Origin of the sequence: Alteromonas abrolhosensis (genome assembly GCF_001953635.1) — a bacterium.
Lineage (GTDB): Bacteria > Pseudomonadota > Gammaproteobacteria > Enterobacterales > Alteromonadaceae > Alteromonas > Alteromonas abrolhosensis.
This window is the reverse complement of the sequence record NZ_MEJH01000002.1, coordinates 1-20,044: the sequence shown is the minus strand read 5'-3', so window position 1 is coordinate 20,044 and position 20,044 is coordinate 1. Positions and strand designations below refer to the sequence as shown.

General features: G+C 46.2%; 14 protein-coding genes and 1 tRNA gene. All 15 read left to right on the top strand.

Translation table 11 applies throughout. The features are described from left to right. The first annotated feature begins 212 nt into the window (after positions 1-212). The 15 genes from BGK61_RS00080 (at position 213) to tuf (ending at position 20,024) form a co-directional block, all read left to right on the top strand. Positions 213-836 (top strand): RraA family protein, encoded by a 624-nt coding sequence (locus tag BGK61_RS00080; RefSeq protein WP_076025981.1) that lies wholly within the window; start codon positions 213-215, stop codon positions 834-836. A 232-nt stretch (positions 837-1,068) separates the two neighbouring features. Next, on the top strand, positions 1,069-2,910 hold the full coding sequence (locus BGK61_RS00075; protein WP_076010841.1) for an ABC transporter ATP-binding protein: 1,842 nt from the start codon (positions 1,069-1,071) through the stop codon (positions 2,908-2,910). 167 nt (positions 2,911-3,077) lie between these two features. Next, a tRNA-Trp gene (locus BGK61_RS00070) sits at positions 3,078-3,154 on the top strand. 81 nt (positions 3,155-3,235) lie between these two features. Further along, entirely contained in the window at positions 3,236-3,613 is a 378-nt protein-coding gene (secE, locus tag BGK61_RS00065) for a preprotein translocase subunit SecE (RefSeq protein WP_014951045.1), read from the top strand. A 4-nt stretch (positions 3,614-3,617) separates the two neighbouring features. Beyond that, positions 3,618-4,169 (top strand): transcription termination/antitermination protein NusG, encoded by a 552-nt coding sequence (nusG, locus tag BGK61_RS00060; protein ID WP_014951044.1) that lies wholly within the window; start codon positions 3,618-3,620, stop codon positions 4,167-4,169. Between the two features lie 250 nt (positions 4,170-4,419). Next, positions 4,420-4,848, top strand: a complete 429-nt coding sequence (gene rplK / locus BGK61_RS00055) for a 50S ribosomal protein L11 (protein WP_014951043.1) — start codon at positions 4,420-4,422, stop codon at positions 4,846-4,848. A gap of 4 nt (positions 4,849-4,852) precedes the next feature. Further along, complete coding sequence (gene rplA / locus BGK61_RS00050; protein WP_014999812.1) at positions 4,853-5,548, top strand: 50S ribosomal protein L1; 696 nt, start codon at positions 4,853-4,855, stop codon at positions 5,546-5,548. 306 nt (positions 5,549-5,854) lie between these two features. Further along, entirely contained in the window at positions 5,855-6,373 is a 519-nt protein-coding gene (gene rplJ, locus BGK61_RS00045) for a 50S ribosomal protein L10 (RefSeq protein ID WP_014951041.1), read from the top strand. 57 nt (positions 6,374-6,430) lie between these two features. Next, on the top strand, positions 6,431-6,808 hold the full coding sequence (gene rplL, locus BGK61_RS00040) for a 50S ribosomal protein L7/L12 (RefSeq protein WP_015068303.1): 378 nt from the start codon (positions 6,431-6,433) through the stop codon (positions 6,806-6,808). A 325-nt stretch (positions 6,809-7,133) separates the two neighbouring features. Next, positions 7,134-11,162, top strand: a complete 4,029-nt coding sequence (rpoB, locus tag BGK61_RS00035; protein WP_014999811.1) for a DNA-directed RNA polymerase subunit beta — start codon at positions 7,134-7,136, stop codon at positions 11,160-11,162. Positions 11,163-11,243: 81 nt separating this feature from the next. Next, positions 11,244-15,416, top strand: coding sequence for a DNA-directed RNA polymerase subunit beta' (rpoC, locus tag BGK61_RS00030; protein ID WP_014999810.1), 4,173 nt, complete (start codon positions 11,244-11,246; stop codon positions 15,414-15,416). Positions 15,417-15,725: 309 nt separating this feature from the next. After that, positions 15,726-16,100 carry a 30S ribosomal protein S12 gene (gene rpsL / locus BGK61_RS00025; protein ID WP_014951037.1) on the top strand — a complete coding sequence of 125 codons (375 nt, stop codon included), beginning with the start codon at positions 15,726-15,728 and terminating at the stop codon, positions 16,098-16,100. 75 nt (positions 16,101-16,175) lie between these two features. Beyond that, positions 16,176-16,646, top strand: a complete 471-nt coding sequence (gene rpsG, locus BGK61_RS00020; RefSeq protein ID WP_014951036.1) for a 30S ribosomal protein S7 — start codon at positions 16,176-16,178, stop codon at positions 16,644-16,646. A gap of 27 nt (positions 16,647-16,673) precedes the next feature. After that, positions 16,674-18,776 (top strand): elongation factor G, encoded by a 2,103-nt coding sequence (gene fusA / locus BGK61_RS00015; protein WP_014999809.1) that lies wholly within the window; start codon positions 16,674-16,676, stop codon positions 18,774-18,776. A 63-nt stretch (positions 18,777-18,839) separates the two neighbouring features. Next, positions 18,840-20,024 carry an elongation factor Tu gene (gene tuf / locus BGK61_RS00010; protein ID WP_014999673.1) on the top strand — a complete coding sequence of 395 codons (1,185 nt, stop codon included), beginning with the start codon at positions 18,840-18,842 and terminating at the stop codon, positions 20,022-20,024. Positions 20,025-20,044: the final 20 nt, after the last annotated feature.

Sequence of the window (20,044 nt, the reverse complement as noted above, 5' to 3'; positions counted from 1 at the left end):
TTGCCGCTTATTGTTTTAGTGCGTTGCGAAACCTGTGCATCCCTTCTAAAGAATGGTGTGGCGTATTGCGTGCACGCTTTTTACTAATTTTTAGCATGGCGGGGGGGATAGAAAAAGTGTTTATAGTGAAAATACACAGCTTGTAACAACTTGTAGGGCTAATTTCGCTATAGTGTTTTTTTTTCACACACTACAACATTCAAGGAACGGCGATGGACTTACACAATATCCCTTTCGATAGCGTATCACCCTGTGAGTACGCCGATGCGCTGCCAAGAGAGCAGTTCATGCACTATGCGATAAAACCATTGTGGGAAGGCATGCCACGCATTGCGGGTCCAGCATTTACCGTTAAGTGTGAGCCGGGTGACCATCTTATGCTGCATGCGGCCATCTATCGCGCAAGCCCCGGTGACGTTATTGTGGTTGAAGCCGATGATGAATTCGCTGTGGCGGGTGGTAACGTCTGCGCGATAGCCCAGTCTCGTGGCATTAAGGGGTTCGTAATTGATGGTGTTATACGAGATCTCGCTGAGACCCGTGACAACAAATTTCCGGTATTTGCCAGAGGCGTTATACCCAAGCCAGGCGCCAAAAAGTGCATATCGCCGTTAAATGAGCCGATTACCTGTGCAGGTGTAACTGTTCACGCCGGAGACATTATTGTTGCAGACGAAGAGGGCATTGCTGTAATTCCAAAAGATGAGGCGTTAGCAGCCTATGATATTGCTCAAAAACGTGCCCAGAAAGACGGCTCTATGTCACTTGAACAGTGGCAGGCTGAACACGTTGAAAAAGTAGAAAGCATACTCGCTAAATTGGGCTTCGCAGAGTGAAAGCTGACAGAAAACTCGCTTATAGTTGGGTTGTTTTATGTTAGCTCTTCTCCAAATAATAATTTTCGCCAAGTATCAGCCTGTGCCAAATATTAACTAATGTTAAACGAGCTTTGCGGTAAAAAAGCACCGCAAAGTTCAACACACTTTCAGTTATCGTGTAGAATTGTGACGTAAGCATTTTGGGGCATACGTAAACGTGCTCTGTCACTGAATAACTAACGAGTTCTACATGTTTTCATTTTTTGAAAAGCTGACCCAGCCTTTCCCTGACACGCCGCCTACCCAACCGCCAACAGGTATCGTTGCATTTTGTAAGTACTACACAAAAGGGATGTGGGGCGTAATCCTTACTGTTTCCGTGCTAAGTGCCATTGTTGCCATATTAGAAGTGGCGCTTTTCGGCTTTTTAGGGCAGTTAGTTGACTGGTTCTCTGATCAAAACCGAGACACGTTTTTAGCCGACCAAAAATTTACCCTCATTGGCATGGGTTTAACCGTTCTCGTTTTTATTCCATTATTTATTTTGTTGCGCTCGCTGTTTTCTCGTCAGTCTCTGATGGGGAACTATCCCATGCGCATTAGATGGCAGGCTCACCGCTATTTGCTTGGCCAAAGTTTAACCTTCTTCCACGACGAGTTTGCCGGCCGTGTTGCTACCAAGGTGATGCAGACAGCGCTATCGGTACGAGAAACCGTGACCAAGGTTCTCGATTTGCTGGTGTACATCAGCGTTTATTTTATCTCTATGGTAGTGCTTATTTTCAGCACTGACTGGCGCTTAGCCATGCCGCTTATCGTGTGGTTTTTTGTGTATATCGGTATCTTGAAGGTGCTGGTACCTAAACTAAAAGAAGTCTCGCAAAAGCAAGCCGACGCGCGCTCATTAATGACTGGGCGTATTGTCGATAGCTATACAAATATCACAACGGTAAAGCTGTTTTCACATAGTCGCCGCGAAGCGGATTACGCAAAAGAAAGTATGGATGGTTTTCTTAAGACGGTTTACCCGCAAATGCGTTTGGTTACCGTGTTGGAATTCTGCGTGGAAATGGCAAACGCCATTCTTATTTTCACCATTGGTGCGCTATCTGTGTATTTGTGGATGGAAAACATCGCGAGCCCGGGCGATATCGCCATTGCTATTAGTCTGTGTTTGCGACTAAACGGTATGTCGCACTGGGTTATGTGGGAAGTATCAGGTTTGTTCGAAAACTTAGGCACGGTGCAAGACGGCATGAATACACTAGCGCAGCCTATTGCAGTAAAAGACAAGCCAAAAGCCGATGCGTTAAAGGTAAATGGCGGCGGGATTAATTTCGATAATGTGCATTTTTCCTACTCGGGTGCGGACAACAAACCTATTGATGTGTTCACCAACTTGGATTTAGCCATTAAGCCCGGAGAAAAAGTGGGTTTAGTAGGGCGTTCTGGTGCGGGTAAATCGACGCTGGTCAATTTGCTGATGCGTTTCTACGATACCCAGAGTGGTCGTATTGTTATTGACGGCCAAGATATTACTGAAGTAGGCCAAGAGACGCTTCGTGCTAAAATCAGCATGGTGACTCAAGATACCTCTCTGATGCATCGCTCGGTACGCGATAACATTCTTTACGGACGCACGGATGCGACAGAAGAAGATATGATCCGTGCAGCCAAACAGGCCGAAGCGCACGACTTTATTCTTACGCTTACCGATAGTCTCGGTAGAACAGGGTACGACGCTCACGTGGGTGAACGAGGCGTGAAGCTTTCAGGCGGTCAGCGCCAGCGCATTGCTATTGCACGAGTGTTACTGAAAGACGCGCCTGTATTAGTGCTGGACGAAGCCACATCAGCGCTAGATTCAGAAGTTGAAGCAGCTATTCAAGCCTGTCTGGATAAAGTGATGGAAGGCAAAACCGTGCTGGCTATTGCGCATCGACTGTCAACCATTGCACAAATGGACAGGTTACTTGTTCTAGATAAGGGCAATATTGTAGAGCAGGGTACCCACGCGGAGCTTATTGCGCATAACGGGATATATGCAAAGCTTTGGGCACACCAAACAGGCGGATTTATTGGTGTTGAATAGGTAAGGCGTGAATTAGCGTTCAATCGCAGATGGGATGGATAAACCGCTTGTATCTTGAAAGTGGTTAAGTATAATACGCGTCCCTCCCTTGCGATACCGCACTTTCCTTAGAAAAGACGCACAACTCACAAGGGCAGTGTAAGTAAATTTTGTCTTTTAGACACCACAGGGGTGTAGTTCGAATTGGTAGAACAGCGGTCTCCAAAACCGATGGTTGGGGGTTCGAGTCCCTCCACCCCTGCCAAATTTACTTAAACTAAGAATTTTTAAGTTGCGCATTTTTTAGATGCGTAAAACAACGACGCTGTAGTGCTAGGATCGTAACATGAGCGAAAAGACGGAAAATCAGTCCAATGCATTGGACATGTTTAAATGGGTAGTGGTTTTTGCACTACTTGCCGGTTTAGTAACCGCTAATACAATGTACGGTGAGATCTCGGTGCTATACCGTGCCATCGCGATTGTTGTAGTTGTTGGTATAGCTGGTTTTATCGCGGCAACTACCGAAAAAGGTAGCACCTTCTTGAGCTTTGCTAAAGAGTCTCGCACAGAAGTTCGCAAGGTTGTATGGCCAACTCGTCAAGAGGCAAACCAAACTACACTTATCGTGCTTGCAGCGACGTTAATCATGGCACTAATTTTATGGGGACTAGACGGCATCATCGTTCGTGTAGTTGGCTTTATTACAGGAATAGGAGCATAAGCGTATGTCTGAAGAAGAAGCAGTAAAGAAAAGATGGTACGTAGTTCAAGCCTATTCACAATACGAGTCTCGCGTTAAGAAGACCCTGCTTGAATACATCAAAATGCACAACATGGAAGACTACTTCGGTCAGGTACTAGTACCAACAGAAGAAGTAGTAGAAATGCGTGCAGGTCAAAAGCGTAAGTCTGAGCGCAAGTTCTACCCAGGTTACGTATTGGTAGAAATGGCGATGACAGAAGAGTCATGGCACTTAGTGAAAAGCGTACCTCGCGTACTTGGCTTCATCGGCGGCACATCTGATCGCCCTATGCCAATCACGCAGAAAGAAGCAGACGCTATCCTAAATCGTCTTGAAGAAAACGTTGATAAGCCAAGACCAAAGACGTTGTTCGAGCCAGGCGAAGTTATTCGCGTTATCGATGGCCCATTTGCAGACTTCAACGGTGTGGTAGAAGAAGTAGACTACGAAAAGAGCCGCGTAAAAGTATCGGTACTTATTTTCGGTCGTTCTACACCGGTAGACCTAGAATTTGGTCAGGTAGAAAAAGGCTAAGCCTACTCAAGCTACCGTATGGCATTTTTAAGAAGCCCCTTATAAAGGGGCTTTTTTGTATAAGGTCTCCGGTTAAAAGGTGAGAGCGTAAAAATACTGACCTTTCGATGGTTTTTTATTCTAAATAGCCCTTGCATAGTAATTAATCACCTTATATAATGCGCGCCCTTTTAAACGGAAACGGGAAGCCGATTGAGCAAATAATCTCTGTATTTGCGAGGCGTTAGACCCAAACAAGAGAGCATGTAAAATGGCTAAAAAAGTAAGCGGTATTATTAAGCTTCAGGTTGCAGCTGGCGCTGCTAACCCAAGTCCACCGGTTGGTCCTGCACTAGGTCAACACGGTGTAAACATCATGGAATTCTGTAAGGCTTTCAACGCGAAAACAGAAAGCCTTGAGAAAGGCGCTCCAGTACCAGTAGAAATTACTGTATACGAAGATCGCTCTTTCACATTCGAAACTAAGACTCCTCCTGCGTCTTACCTGCTTAAGAAAGCAGCGGGCATCAAGAGTGGTTCTGGCCGTCCTAACACTGAAAAAGTGGGTAAAGTTACTCGCGCTCAGTTGGAAGAGATTGCTAAAACTAAAGAGCCAGACCTTACTGCAGCTGACCTAGATGCAGCGGTACGCACTATCGCGGGTTCTGCTCGCTCAATGGGCTTGAACGTAGAGGACTAATCGAATGGCTAAATTAACTAAACGCGCTCGCCTAATCCGCGACAAAGTTGACTCTTCGAAAGAGTACGAAATCAACGAAGCAGTAGCGCTTCTTAAAGAACTAGCAACTGCTAAGTTCGCAGAAAGCGTTGACGTATCTGTTAACCTTGGTATCGATGCGAAGAAATCTGACCAAAACGTTCGTGGTGCAACTGTACTACCTAACGGTACTGGTAAAGACGTTCGCGTTGCAGTATTCACTCAAGGTGCAAATGCTGAAGCGGCTAAAGAAGCTGGTGCAGACATCGTTGGTATGGACGACCTAGCTGAGCAAGTTAAGAAAGGCGAAATGAATTTTGACGTAGTAGTTGCTAGCCCAGACGCGATGCGTGTTGTTGGTCAACTAGGTCAAATCTTAGGTCCACGTGGCCTTATGCCTAACCCAAAAACTGGCACTGTAACGCCTGACGTTGCAACGGCAGTTAAGAACGCTAAAGCTGGTCAGGTACGCTACCGTAACGATAAGAACGGTATCATCCATGCTAGCATCGGTAAGATTGCGTTCGAAGCGAACCAAATTCAAGAAAACCTTGAAGCGCTACTTGAAGCACTTAAGAAAGCTAAGCCTTCTTCTGCTAAAGGTACATACATCAAGAAGATCAGCCTAAGCACTACAATGGGTGCTGGTGTTGCTCTTGATAAGGCTTCTGTAGGTCTTTAATTTCGCTGAGCTATCGCTCATCGAAATCTCTTAAAGGTTATGGGTTGGAGCTGTGAAAATTAGCAGTGCTAATAAGCAGCTCCCGTCCAAGACCGCAGGTGCGGTGTGGTGAAAGAGGTAAGAGAACTTTCACAGTCAACACACTGCTTAATACAACAACCTGCGCAGACGGTGGTTTGACTCAGACTCTCTGGGGTAACAAACACCGTAGAGCGGTATCAACCATGAGGGTTGGTATCAATCTGTGAACCCTGACGGCGTAAGCGGGTAACCGCAAGCAAAGTCAGATACAAAGAGGTGAACTCAGTGGCACTAGGTTTAGCAGCAAAAAAAGAGATCGTAGCAGAAGTTTCTGAAGTTGCGTCTCGCGCTCTATCCGTAGCCGTTGCTGAATACCGTGGGATGGAAGTTGCAGAACTGACTGACCTACGTGTTAAAGCTCGTGAGCAAGGCGTATACCTAAAGGTTGTACGTAATACTCTTGCAAAGCGTGCTCTAGCAGACAGTCAATTTGCAGACTTAGACAGCGCCTTAACTGGTCCGCTTATCTATGGTTTCTCTATCGACGCACCAGGCGGTGCGGCACGTCTTTTCAAAGACTTCGGTAAGACTAACGATAAGCTAAAAGTTACAGCACTTTCTATTGGTAGTGGTCTTCTTGGTCCAGAGAAATTGGACGCAGTTGCAGCTCTACCTACCCGCGACGAAGCGCTTGCAAAACTTCTTGCAACCTTCAAAGCACCAGTTGGGAAATTCGTTCAAACAATCAACGAAGTTCCTGGCAAGTTTGTGCGCGTATTGGCGGCGGTCAAAGACACCAAGTAATTGGCGTTTTTGGCATATTGATTTTTTTAACATTTTATACCCAGGAGTTTAGAGAACATGGCTCTAACTAAAGAAGATATCTTAAACGCAATCGCTGAAATGCCAGTAATGGAACTGGTTGAACTAATCGAAGCGGCTGAAGAAAAATTCAACGTATCTGCTGCAGCTGCTGTTGCTGTTGCTGGTCCAGCTGCTGGCGGTGACGCTGCTGCTGCAGAAGAAAAGACTGAATTCGACGTTGTAATGACTTCATTCGGTGGCAACAAAGTTGCAGTTATCAAAGCAGTTCGCGGCGCGACTGGCCTAGGTCTTAAAGAAGCTAAAGAAGTAGTTGAGTCTGCTCCTAAAGCTATCAAAGAAGGCGTAAGCAAAGATGAAGCTGAAGCACTTAAGAAAGAGCTTGAAGAAGCTGGTGCAGAAGTAGAAATCAAGTAATCTGACATAGTCAGATTATTGCCTGAGACGGCAAGGCTGGTGGTTTTTTAAACCACCAGCCTTTTTGCGCTGTATAGTGTGTAGAATCTAACCCTTGGTTACACTACTTAAAGCGCCATTCGGAAATACCCATAAAAAGCATAAAAATCCAACAAGTTAACTAATAATTGGTTAAATTTTGTTGTATGCTGGTGTATCTGCCCGAAAAAGGGTTGTGGAAGTTTGTTGCTTAGTGCGCCATTTGAAACGTAGCTTTTAGCCCATAGCACGCGTTTTAAAGCATTTTGCAGCAGGTTGGGTCATAAATCAGCAGGCTGAGGAACCCATGGTTTACTCTTATAGCGAAAAGAAACGTATCCGTAAGGATTTTGGCAAACGCCCACAGGTATTGGAAATTCCATACCTTCTTTCAATTCAGCTTGATTCTTTCAAAAAGTTTATTGAGATCGATGCAGATGCTCAATACGGTTTGGAAGCAGCATTTCGTTCCGTTTTTCCAATTAAAAGCTACTCAGGTAGTTCAGAGCTTCAATATGTAAGCTACCGCCTGGGAGAGCCCGTTTTCGACGTTAAAGAATGTCAAATTCGCGGCGTAACTTTCTCTGCTCCATTAAGAGTAAAACTACGGTTAGTGTTGTTCGATAAAGACGCTGCGCCAGGTACCGTAAAAGATATTAAAGAACAAGAAGTGTACATGGGCGAGATCCCATTGATGACTGAGAACGGTACGTTCGTTATCAATGGTACAGAGCGTGTTATCGTGTCACAGCTACACCGTTCACCTGGTGTATTCTTTGATCACGACAAAGGTAAAACCCACTCGTCAGGTAAAGTGCTTTATAACGCACGTGTAATTCCTTACCGTGGTTCGTGGTTAGACTTCGAGTTTGACCCGAAAGATAACCTATTCGTACGTATCGACCGTCGTCGTAAGTTGCCTGCAACGATTATCTTACGCGCACTTGAAATGTCATCAGAAGAAATCCTAGATACTTTCTTCGACAAAGTAAGCGTACGTATCGACAAAGACAAGCTAATGATGGAAGTGGTGCCAGATCGCCTTCGTGGTGAAACTGCCCAGTTCGATATCATCGACGGTGAAGGCAACGTTGTTGTTGAAACTGGTCGTCGTATTTCTGCGCGCCACACGCGTGCACTAGAAAAAGCCGGTCTTACAGAGCTTGAAGTTCCAGCCGATTACCTAATTGGCCGTGTTTACGCTGCTACTTACGTAAACGAAGATACTGGCGAAGTGATTGTAAGCGCAAACGACGAGTTAACCCTTGAAAACCTAGCGGCACTTAGCCAAGCGGGTATCAAAGAGTTCGAAACGCTTTACATCAACGAACTAGACCACGGTTCATACATTTCAGATACGCTACGTATCGATTCTTCAACTAACCGCCTTGAAGCACTAGTTGAAATTTACCGTATGATGCGTCCTGGTGAGCCACCAACAAAAGATGCAGCTGAAACCTTGTTCGATAACTTGTTCTTCTCTGACGAACGTTACGATCTATCTTCTGTTGGCCGCATGAAGTTCAACCGCCGTCTTGGCCGTGAAGAACTAATTGGTGCTGGTACACTAGATAAAGAAGACATTATTGCTGTAATGAAGCAGCTAATAATGATTCGTGACGGTAAAGATGAAGTTGATGACATCGATCACCTAGGTAACCGTCGTATTCGTTCTGTAGGTGAAATGGCAGAGAACCAATTCCGCGTTGGTCTTGTACGTGTTGAGCGTGCAGTTAAAGAGCGTCTAAGCTTAGGCGACCTAGACAACGTGATGCCACAAGATCTAATTAACGCTAAGCCTATTTCAGCTGCGGTTAAAGAGTTCTTCGGTTCATCTCAGCTATCTCAGTTCATGGACCAAAACAACCCGCTTTCAGAAGTAACGCATAAGCGTCGTATTTCTGCATTAGGCCCGGGTGGTCTTACACGTGAACGTGCAGGCTTCGAAGTTCGAGACGTACACCCGACTCACTACGGTCGTCTATGTCCAATCGAAACGCCGGAAGGCCCGAACATCGGTCTAATTAACTCATTGGCAAGCTTCGCGCGTACCAATGACTTCGGTTTCCTAGAAACGCCGTTCCGTCGTATTGTTGACGGTGTGGTGACAGACGAAATCGATTACTTATCTGCAATTGAAGAAGGTCAATTCGCAATCGCTCAGGCAAACATCGCGTTGACTGAAGCAGGCGAGTTGGTTGACGACCTAATTCCATGTCGTCACCGTGGTGAAACTACTTTGATGCCTAAAGAAGACATCAAGTACATGGACGTTTCACCTCAGCAAATCGTTTCAATTGCTGCAAGCATTATCCCATTCCTAGAGCACGATGATGCGAACCGTGCACTAATGGGTGCGAACATGCAACGTCAGGCAGTACCTACACTACGCGCTGATAAGCCGCTAGTTGGTACCGGTATGGAAAGAACTATCGCGGTTGACTCAGGTGTTACTGTAGTTGCTAAGCGCGGTGGTGTGGTTGATTACGTAGATGCCAGCCGTATCGTTATTAAAGTAGACGAAGACGAAATGCTTCCAGGTGAAGCAGGTATCGATATCTACAACCTGACTAAGTACACTCGTTCTAACCAAAACACGTGTATCAATCAGAAGCCTACTTGTAGTGTTGGCGACCCGATTGTTGCAGGCGACGTGCTAGCTGATGGTCCTTCAACAGACCTAGGTGACCTTGCACTTGGTCAGAACATGCGTATCGCGTTCATGCCGTGGAATGGTTACAACTTTGAGGATTCAATCCTTATTTCTGAGCGTGTAGCGCAGGAAGACCGTTTTACTACTATCCACATTCAAGAGCTTAGCTGTATCGCTCGTGATACTAAGCTTGGGCCAGAAGAAATTTCTTCTGATATCCCGAACGTGGGTGAATCTGCACTAAGCAAGCTTGATGAATCAGGCGTTGTTTACATCGGTGCGGAAGTGAAAGGCGGTGATATCCTTGTAGGTAAAGTAACGCCTAAAGGTGAAACGCAGCTTACGCCAGAAGAGAAACTACTACGTGCAATCTTCGGTGAGAAAGCGTCTGATGTTAAAGATACGTCTCTACGTGTACCTAACTCTGTTCACGGTACGGTAATCGACGTTCAAGTATTTACCCGTGACGGTGTAGAGAAAGACAAACGCGCGCTAGAAATTGAAGATATGCAGCTACGTCAGGTTAAGAAAGACCTTACTGACGAGTTTGAAATTCTTGCAGACGGTATCTTTGCACGTGCACAAACTGCACTTCTACGTGCTGGTGTTGACCAAGCTAAGCTTGACAGCCTGCCGCGTGAAAAGTGGTTTGAAATTGCACTTAACAGCGAAGATGCACAGCTAGAGCTAGACCAAATTGCTGATCAGCACGCTGAAATCAAAATGGACTTCGATAAGAAGTTTGAAGCGAAGCGTCGTAAGATCACTCAAGGCGATGACCTAGCCCCTGGCGTGCTTAAGATCGTTAAGGTTTACCTTGCGGTTAAACGTCACATCCAACCAGGTGACAAGATGGCCGGTCGTCACGGTAACAAAGGTGTTATCTCGACTATCCAGCCTGTAGAAGACATGCCATACGATGCTGACGGTACGCCGGTAGACATCGTTCTTAACCCACTAGGTGTACCGTCTCGTATGAACATCGGTCAGATCCTAGAAACTCACTTGGGTATGGCTGCACACGGTCTTGGTGTGAAGATTGATCGCATGATCAAAGAGCAGCGCGAGCTGGCGGAACTACGTGACTTCTTGAAGAAGGTGTACGAGCTTGGTGAGAATCACCAAGAAGTTGACATCGATAGCTTCACAGACCACGAAGTTCGTCGCCTAGCGGAAAACCTTCGTAAGGGTGTTCCAGTAGCAACACCTGTATTCGACGGTGCTCGTGAATCTGAAATCAAAGAAATGCTGAAGCTTGCTGATATTCCAGAAAGCGGTCAGATTGCTTTGTTTGACGGTCGTACCGGTCGCGAATTTGAGCGTCCAGTTACGGTTGGTTACATGTACATGCTGAAACTGAACCACTTAGTAGACGACAAAATGCACGCGCGTTCTACGGGTTCTTACAGCCTTGTTACACAGCAGCCTCTTGGTGGTAAAGCACAGTTCGGTGGTCAGCGCTTCGGTGAGATGGAAGTGTGGGCACTTGAAGCATACGGTGCAGCATATACCCTTCAAGAAATGCTTACCGTTAAGTCGGATGACGTTAACGGCCGTACCAAGATGTACAAGAACATCGTCGATGGCGACCACAGAATGGAACCTGGCATGCCAGAGTCATTCAACGTACTACTTAAAGAAATTCGCTCGTTGGGTATCAACATCGAGCTTGAAGAAAAGTAATACGGCGTTAGCCACGTAATGTTATGAGATGGCCCGGCGCTTGCGCCGGGTTCTAGAGACTGACTCCGCTGGGAGAGTAATGTGAAAGACTTATTAAAGTTTCTAAAGCAACAAAACAAGACTGAAGAATTCGATAATATTCGAATCGGTCTGTCTTCACCTGACATGATCCGTTCATGGTCATTCGGTGAAGTTAAAAAGCCTGAAACAATTAACTACCGTACGTTCAAGCCTGAGCGTGACGGTCTGTTCTGTGCGCGTATCTTTGGTCCGGTAAAAGACTACGAGTGTCTTTGCGGTAAGTACAAGCGCCTTAAGCACCGTGGTGTTATCTGTGAGAAGTGTGGCGTTGAAGTTACACTGACTAAAGTACGTCGTGAGCGTATGGGTCACATCGAGCTAGCTAGCCCGGTTGCACACATCTGGTTCCTTAAATCACTTCCGTCTCGTATCGGCCTAATGCTTGATATGACACTTCGTGATATTGAACGTGTACTTTACTTTGAATCATATGTGGTTACAGAGCCAGGTATGACTACGCTTGAGCGCAGCCAACTTCTTAACGAAGAAGAGTACTTGGATGCACTTGAAGAGCACGGTGATGAGTTTGAAGCGAAGATGGGTGCTGAGGCAGTATTCGATCTTCTTACAGCACTAGACGTAGACGCAGATGTTGCGGCTATGCGTGAAGAGCTGCCTTCAATCAACTCTGAAACTAAGCGTAAAAAGATTACTAAGCGTCTTAAGTTGCTTGAGTCATTCCAACAGTCTGGTAACAAGCCAGAGTGGATGATCATGACGGTTCTTCCGGTACTTCCACCAGATCTACGTCCTCTAGTACCACTAGATGGCGGCCGTTTTGCAACGTCTGACCTTAACGACCTATACCGTCGTGTAATTAACCGTAACAACCGTCTTAAGCGTCTTCTAGACTTAGCTGCTCCAGACATTATCGTACGCAACGAAAAGCGTATGCTTCAAGAGTCTGTTGATGCGCTTCTAGATAACGGACGTCGTGGTCGTGCGATTACCGGTTCTAACAAGCGTCCACTTAAGTCGCTTGCAGACATGATTAAAGGTAAGCAAGGTCGTTTCCGTCAAAACCTTCTTGGTAAGCGTGTTGACTACTCAGGCCGTTCTGTAATTACCGTTGGTCCTACGCTACGTCTTCACCAGTGTGGTCTTCCTAAGAAGATGGCACTTGAGCTATTTAAACCGTTTATCTACGGTAAGCTTGAAGCACGTGGTCTTGCGACAACAATCAAAGCAGCTAAGAAGCTTGTAGAGCGCGAAGCACCAGAGGTTTGGGACGTACTAGACGACGTTATCCGCGAACACCCGGTACTACTTAACCGTGCACCTACACTTCACCGTTTGGGTATCCAAGCGTTCGAACCAACACTAATTGAAGGTAAAGCGATTCAGCTTCACCCGCTAGTGTGTGCGGCGTACAACGCCGACTTCGACGGTGACCAAATGGCGGTACACGTCCCGTTGACAATCGAAGCACAGCTAGAAGCTCGTGCGCTAATGATGTCAACGAACAACATTCTGTCACCTGCGAATGGTGAGCCAATCATCGTACCTTCACAGGACGTTGTATTAGGTCTTTACTACCTGACGCGTGACAAAGTAAACGGCTTAGGCGAAGGCATGGTATTTACCAGCCCGAATGAAGCAGAAAAAGCATACCGCACAGGTAATGCTGAGCTTCACTCACGCGTTAAAGTACGTATTACTGAATATGACATCGATGAAGATGGCAACAAAACTGAGAAAGTAACGCTAACTGACACTACTGTTGGTCGTGCGATTTTCTCATTGATCCTTCCTAAGGGTCTGCCGTTTGAAATCATCAACCAAGCGATGGGCAAGAAGCAAATTTCAAGACTATTGAATGCTTGTTACCGTACGCTAGGTCTGAAAGACACAGTAATTGCTGCTGACCAAATCATGTATACCGGTTTCCACTACGCGATGATCGCGGGTGCGTCTGTTGGTATCGACGATATGGTTATCCCTGCTGCTAAGAAAGACATCATCGATGCAGCGGAAGCAGAAGTTATTGAAATTCAGGAACAGTTCCAAAACGGTCTTGTTACCGCGGGTGAGCGTTACAACAAAGTTATCGATATCTGGTCAAATGCTAACGAAAAAGTTGCTAAGGCCATGATGGATAACCTTAAGACTGACATCGTAATTAACCGCGATGGCGAAGAAGAAGAGCAATCATCATTTAACTCTGTTTACATGATGGCCGACTCGGGTGCTCGTGGTAGTGCCGCTCAGATTCGTCAGCTAGCTGGTATGCGTGGTCTGATGGCTAAACCAGATGGCTCAATCATCGAAACCCCAATTACGGCGAACTTCCGTGAAGGTCTGAACGTACTACAGTACTTCATCTCAACTCACGGTGCTCGTAAAGGTCTTGCGGATACTGCACTTAAGACAGCTAACTCGGGTTACCTAACGCGTCGTCTAGTAGACGTTGCACAAGACTTGGTAATCACTAACGACGACTGTGGCACATTCGAAGGTGTTCAAATGACACCACTAATCGAAGGTGGTGACGTTGTTGAGCCACTACGCGAGCGTGTACTAGGTCGTGTAGTAGCAGAAGATGTACTTAAGCCAGGTACTAACGAAGTACTAGTAGAGCGTAACGTTCTTCTAGACGAAGCGTTAGTAGACATGCTTGAAGCTAACTCAGTTGACCAAATCATGGTTCGCTCGGTAATCACTTGTGACAACGACTTCGGTGTTTGTGCTAAGTGTTACGGTCGTGACCTTGCACGTGGTCACATGGTGGGTAGCGGTGAATCGGTTGGTGTTATTGCAGCACAGTCAATCGGTGAGCCAGGTACACAGCTTACCATGCGTACATTCCACATCGGTGGTGCGGCATCAAGAGCGTCTGCTGAGAACAGCGTACAAGTTAAGACTGCGGGTAGCCTTAAGCTACACAATGCTAAATTCGTACGTAACTCTGACGGCAAAGTGGTTATCGTTTCTCGTTCAACAGAACTTACTGTTATCGACGAGCAAGGCCGTGAGAAAGAGCGCTATAAAGTACCTTACGGTGCTGTACTTAGCGTGGATGACGGTGCAACTATTGCAGCTGGCGACGTTGTTGCTAACTGGGATCCGCATAGTCACCCAATCATTACTGAACGTGCAGCTAAGATTAGCTTCGCAGACATTGATGACTCTAACACCGAAATGCAGCAAGACGAGCTTACTGGTCTAACCCGTATCGTTGTTAAAGACCTTGCGAAAGTAAACTCTAAAGAGCCTAAGCTAATTCTTGAAAGCGACGAGTTTGGTCTTCAAGAAATTCGTCTTCCAAGCTTCACAACCATCGAAGCGAAAGAAGGCAAAGTGGCTAACGAAGGTGACGTGCTAGCACGTATTCCTCAGGAAAGCTCGAAGACTCGTGATATCACGGGTGGTCTACCGCGCGTTGCGGACCTATTTGAAGCACGTAAGCCTAAAGAGCCTGCAATCCTTGCAGAAATCTCAGGTACTATCGGCTTCGGTAAAGAGACCAAAGGTAAGAAGCGTCTTGTAATTACACCTGCTGAGGGTGACGCATACGAAGAGATGATTCCTAAGTGGCGTCAGCTTAACGTATTCGAAGGTGAGAAAGTGGAAAAAGGCGAAGTTATCGCCGATGGTCCAGAGTCTCCTCACGATATCCTACGTCTACGTGGTATCTCAGCAGTAGCAAACTACATCGTGAACGAAGTTCAGGAAGTATACCGTCTACAGGGTGTTAAGATTAACGATAAGCACATTGAAGTAGTTATTCGTCAGATGCTACGTAAGTGTATTATCACGCACCCAGGCGATACGCAGTTCCTTGAAGGCGAACAGGTTGAAGTATCGAACGTTAAAGTGGCTAACCGTGAAATTGAAAAACACGGCAAGATCCCAGCGCAGTACGAAACACAGCTGCTTGGTATCACTAAAGCGTCACTGTCTACTGAGTCATTTATCTCAGCGGCATCGTTCCAGGAAACAACACGTGTTCTAACCGAAGCTGCGGTTCAAGGTAAAGAAGATGACCTACGCGGTCTGAAAGAAAACGTAATCGTTGGTCGACTAATTCCAGCGGGTACAGGTTTCGCTTACCACGAACGCCGTGCACAACGCCGTAAAGAGCAAATCGAAGAAATGTCAGTTTCTGCTGCTGAAGCAGAACAGGCACTAACCGAAGCGCTTAACGCTGGTGCAGACGAAGATACTGCCGAATAAGGCAAGATCATAGGAGTACGTTAACGTACTCCTAACAATTTGGCAGTCCAGTTGTACAGTTTGCAGATAAATTAACTGCTTAACCTTTGTACACCTTGACAGTCAGAGCGATGATCTTTAATATTCCGCGACCCGATTTTGGATAGCCATCAAGTGGCTCGATAAACGGTCGCGGTTTTTTGTATCAGCGCTCAGTGAATGTTGACGAGCACAATGTTCACAAACAAGAGCGGTTAAGCAATTAATCGCATTAATATGGACCCAGTCACAGTGATTGGGTTTTCGTAGTTTTTAATCAGGAGCTAGTTAATGGCAACAGTTAACCAGTTAGTGCGCAAGCCGCGTAGAAAGCCCGTTGAAAAAAGCAACGTAGCTGCTCTACAAGCTTGTCCACAAAGACGTGGTGTATGTACTCGTGTATATACTACTACGCCTAAGAAACCAAACTCTGCACTACGTAAAGTATGTCGTGTACGTCTAACTAACGGTTTTGAAGTTTCTTCATACATCGGTGGTGAAGGTCACAACCTACAAGAGCACAGTGTAGTACTTATCCGTGGTGGTCGTGTTAAAGATCTACCAGGTGTTCGTTATCACACAGTTCGCGGTACTCTTGACTGCGCAGGTGTAAACGATCGTAAACAAGCCCGTTCTAAATACGGCGCGAAGAAGCCTAAGTCATAACGGTTCTCCGTTAGTAAGGCCAAACTGAAGTTTAAGAGTTTTGGGTTTTCCCTGAATTCATACGGAGAATAGAAAATGCCAAGAAGAAGAGTCGTAGGTCAACGTAAAATCCTACCAGAGCCAAAATTTGGTTCACAACTGCTTGCGAAATTCATGAATGTCGTAATGCTCGACGGCAAAAAGTCAGTCGCTGAAAAAATCGTTTACGGTGCGCTTGATATTGTTGCTGAAAAAACCGGCAAAGCACACCTAGATATCTTCGAGGAAGCGCTTGATAACATCCGCCCAACAGTAGAGGTTAAGTCTCGTCGTGTTGGTGGTTCAACTTATCAGGTTCCAGTTGAAGTACGTCCAGTTCGTCGTAACGCTCTAGGTATGCGTTGGATGGTAGAAGCTGCACGTAAACGTGGCGAAAAGTCTATGGCACAACGCCTAGCGGCTGAAATGCTAGACGCAGCAGATAATAAAGGTTCAGCGGTTAAGAAACGTGAAGACGTTCACCGTATGGCCGAAGCAAACAAAGCGTTTGCTCACTACCGTTGGTAATCAACGTTATTTAACTGAGAGAGATTTATGCCTCGTAAGACCTCGATTGAGCGTTATCGCAATATTGGTATTGTGGCTCACGTGGACGCGGGTAAGACCACGACCACAGAGCGTGTTCTGTTTTATACAGGACTGTCTCACAAAATCGGTGAAGTGCACGATGGTGCTGCTACCATGGACTGGATGGAGCAAGAGCAGGAGCGTGGTATTACTATCACGTCTGCTGCAACGACTTGTTTCTGGTCTGGTATGGAGCAACAGTTCGATCAACACAGGATCAACATCATCGACACCCCTGGACACGTTGACTTTACTATCGAAGTAGAGCGTTCATTACGTGTACTAGACGGTGCAGTAGTTGTATTCTGTGGGTCTTCTGGGGTAGAACCTCAATCAGAGACAGTCTGGCGACAGGCTGACAAATATCAAGTGCCACGCCTTGTGTTCGTTAATAAGATGGACCGGGCTGGCGCTGATTTTGAACGTGTTGTGGGTCAAATCCGCAAACGTTTAGGCGCAAACTGTGTTCCGATTCAAATCAACATGGGCGCTGAAGAGAATTTCCATGGCGTCATCGACCTTGTGAAGATGAAAGCCATTAACTGGAATGAAGAAGACATGGGTATGACATTTACCTATGAAGACATTCCGGCTGAATATTTAGATACCGCTGAACAGTACCGCACCGAGATGATCGAAGCGGCTGCAGAGGCATCTGATGAGCTAATGAATAAATACTTAGAAGGTGAAGAGCTTTCTGAGGAAGAAATTCGTTCGGGCCTTCGTAAGCGTACGCTGAACAACGAAATTGTTCTTGCCACTTGTGGCAGTGCCTTCAAAAACAAAGGTGTTCAGGCTGTACTAGACTCTGTTATTCATTATCTTCCGTCTCCAACAGAAGTTAAGGCCATCACAGGTGTACTTGACGACAAGGACGAGACAGAAGCAGAGCGTCATTCAAGCGATGACGAGCCGTTCTCAGCTCTAGCATTTAAAATAGCGACCGACCCATTTGTGGGTACGCTAACGTTCTTCCGTTGTTACTCTGGTGTGGTGAACACTGGTGATACGGTTTACAACCCTGTTAAGGGTAAGCGCGAGCGCTTTGGTCGTATTGTGCAGATGCACGCAAAAGATCGTGAAGAAATTAAAGAAGTACGCGCAGGTGACATCGCTGCGGCTATCGGCCTTAAAGATGTAACTACCGGTGACACGCTTTGTGATCCTAACCATGTAATCACGTTAGAGCGCATGGAGTTCCCAGAGCCGGTAATTTCAATCGCGGTTGAGCCTAAGTCTCAAGCTGATCAAGAGAAAATGGGCATTGCCCTAAGTAAACTTGCGGCAGAAGACCCGTCGTTTAAAGTTAAGACTGACGACGAGACAGGTCAGACAATTATTTCAGGTATGGGTGAACTTCACCTTGATATCATTGTCGACCGCATGAAGCGCGAATTTAAAGTTGAATGTAACGTAGGTAACCCACAGGTTGCTTATCGTGAAACCCTTCGTAAATCTGTTGAAGTAGAAGGGAAGTTCGTTCGTCAGTCAGGCGGCCGAGGCCAATTTGGCCATGTTTGGTTACGCATTGAGCCTCAGGAAGAAGGCGCAGGCTACGAATTTGTGAACGAAATCGTCGGTGGTGTGGTACCAAAAGAGTTCATTCCAGCGGTCGATAAAGGAATTCAGGAGCAGATGCGAAGTGGTGTTCTTGCAGGGTATCCGGTACTAGATGTAAAGGTTACGTTGTTCGATGGTTCATACCACGATGTTGACTCTTCTGAAATGGCGTTTAAGATCGCCGGCTCTATGGGTTTCAAAAAAGGCGCCGCAGAAGCAAATCCGGTGTTACTTGAACCCACAATGAAAGTTGAAGTGACTACTCCAGAAGACTGGATGGGTGATGTAGTTGGTGACTTGAATCGTCGCCGCGGCATGATCGAAGGTATGGAAGATGGCGTAGCAGGTGTTAAAATAATACGTGCAAAAGTGCCACTTTCAGAAATGTTTGGCTACGCAACAGATTTGCGTTCGCAAACACAAGGTCGTGCTTCATACTCAATGGAGTTCTTCAATTATTCTGAGGCGCCTAACAATGTGGCGCGAGCTATTATTGAATCTAGAACTTAATCTAAATGAAGGTTCGGTCCGGTCTATTGGTGGGTCGGGCTTTTAACTTAGGAAACGAGAAAAATGGCAAAAGAAAAGTTTGAACGTACGAAACCCCACGTAAACGTGGGTACAATCGGCCACGTTGACCACGGTAAAACTACCCTAACTGCAGCTATCACTACAGTTCTTTCTAAAACTTACGGCGGTAACGCACAGGCTTTCGATCAAATCGATAACGCGCCTGAAGAGAAAGCACGTGGTATCACCATCTCTACTTCACACGTAGAATATGACACTCCTACTCGTCACTACGCACACGTAGACTGCCCAGGACACGCTGATTACGTTAAAAACATGATCACTGGTGCTGCTCAGATGGACGGTGGTATCCTAGTAGTTGCTGCGACTGATGGTCCTATGCCACAGACTCGTGAGCACATCCTACTTGGTCGTCAGGTTGGTATTCCTTACATCATCGTATTCATGAACAAGTGTGACATGGTTGACGATGAAGAGCTTCTAGAGCTAGTAGAAATGGAAGTTCGTGAACTTCTTAACGAATACGAATTCCCAGGTGATGACCTACCAGTTATCCAAGGTTCAGCTCTTAAGGCGCTTGAAGGCGACCCAGAGTGGGAAAAGAAAATCATCGAGCTTGGTGAAGCGCTTGATTCATACATCCCAGAGCCAGAGCGTGCAATCGACAAGCCGTTCATTCTTCCAATCGAAGACGTATTCTCAATCTCAGGCCGTGGTACAGTTGTAACTGGTCGTGTTGAGCAAGGTATCGTTAAAGTTGGTGAAGAAGTAGAAATCGTAGGTATCAAAGACACTACTAAGACTACTTGTACTGGTGTTGAGATGTTCCGTAAGCTTCTTGACGAAGGCCGTGCAGGTGAGAACGTTGGTGTTCTTCTACGTGGTACTAAGCGTGATGAAGTTGAACGTGGTCAAGTACTAGCTAAGCCTGGTTCAATCACTCCACACGTTAACTTCGAAGCAGAAGTATACGTACTATCTAAAGATGAAGGTGGCCGTCATACTCCATTCTTCAAAGGCTACCGTCCACAGTTCTACTTCCGTACAACTGACGTAACTGGTGCTGTAGAGCTTCCAGAAGGCGTAGAAATGGTAATGCCTGGTGACAACCTTAAATTCAAAGTTGAGCTAATTGCTCCGATCGCGATGGAAGAAGGTCTTCGTTTCGCAATCCGTGAAGGTGGTCGTACAGTAGGTGCTGGTGTTGTATCTAAGATCCTAGACTAATCTAGACTTAGCAACACAAG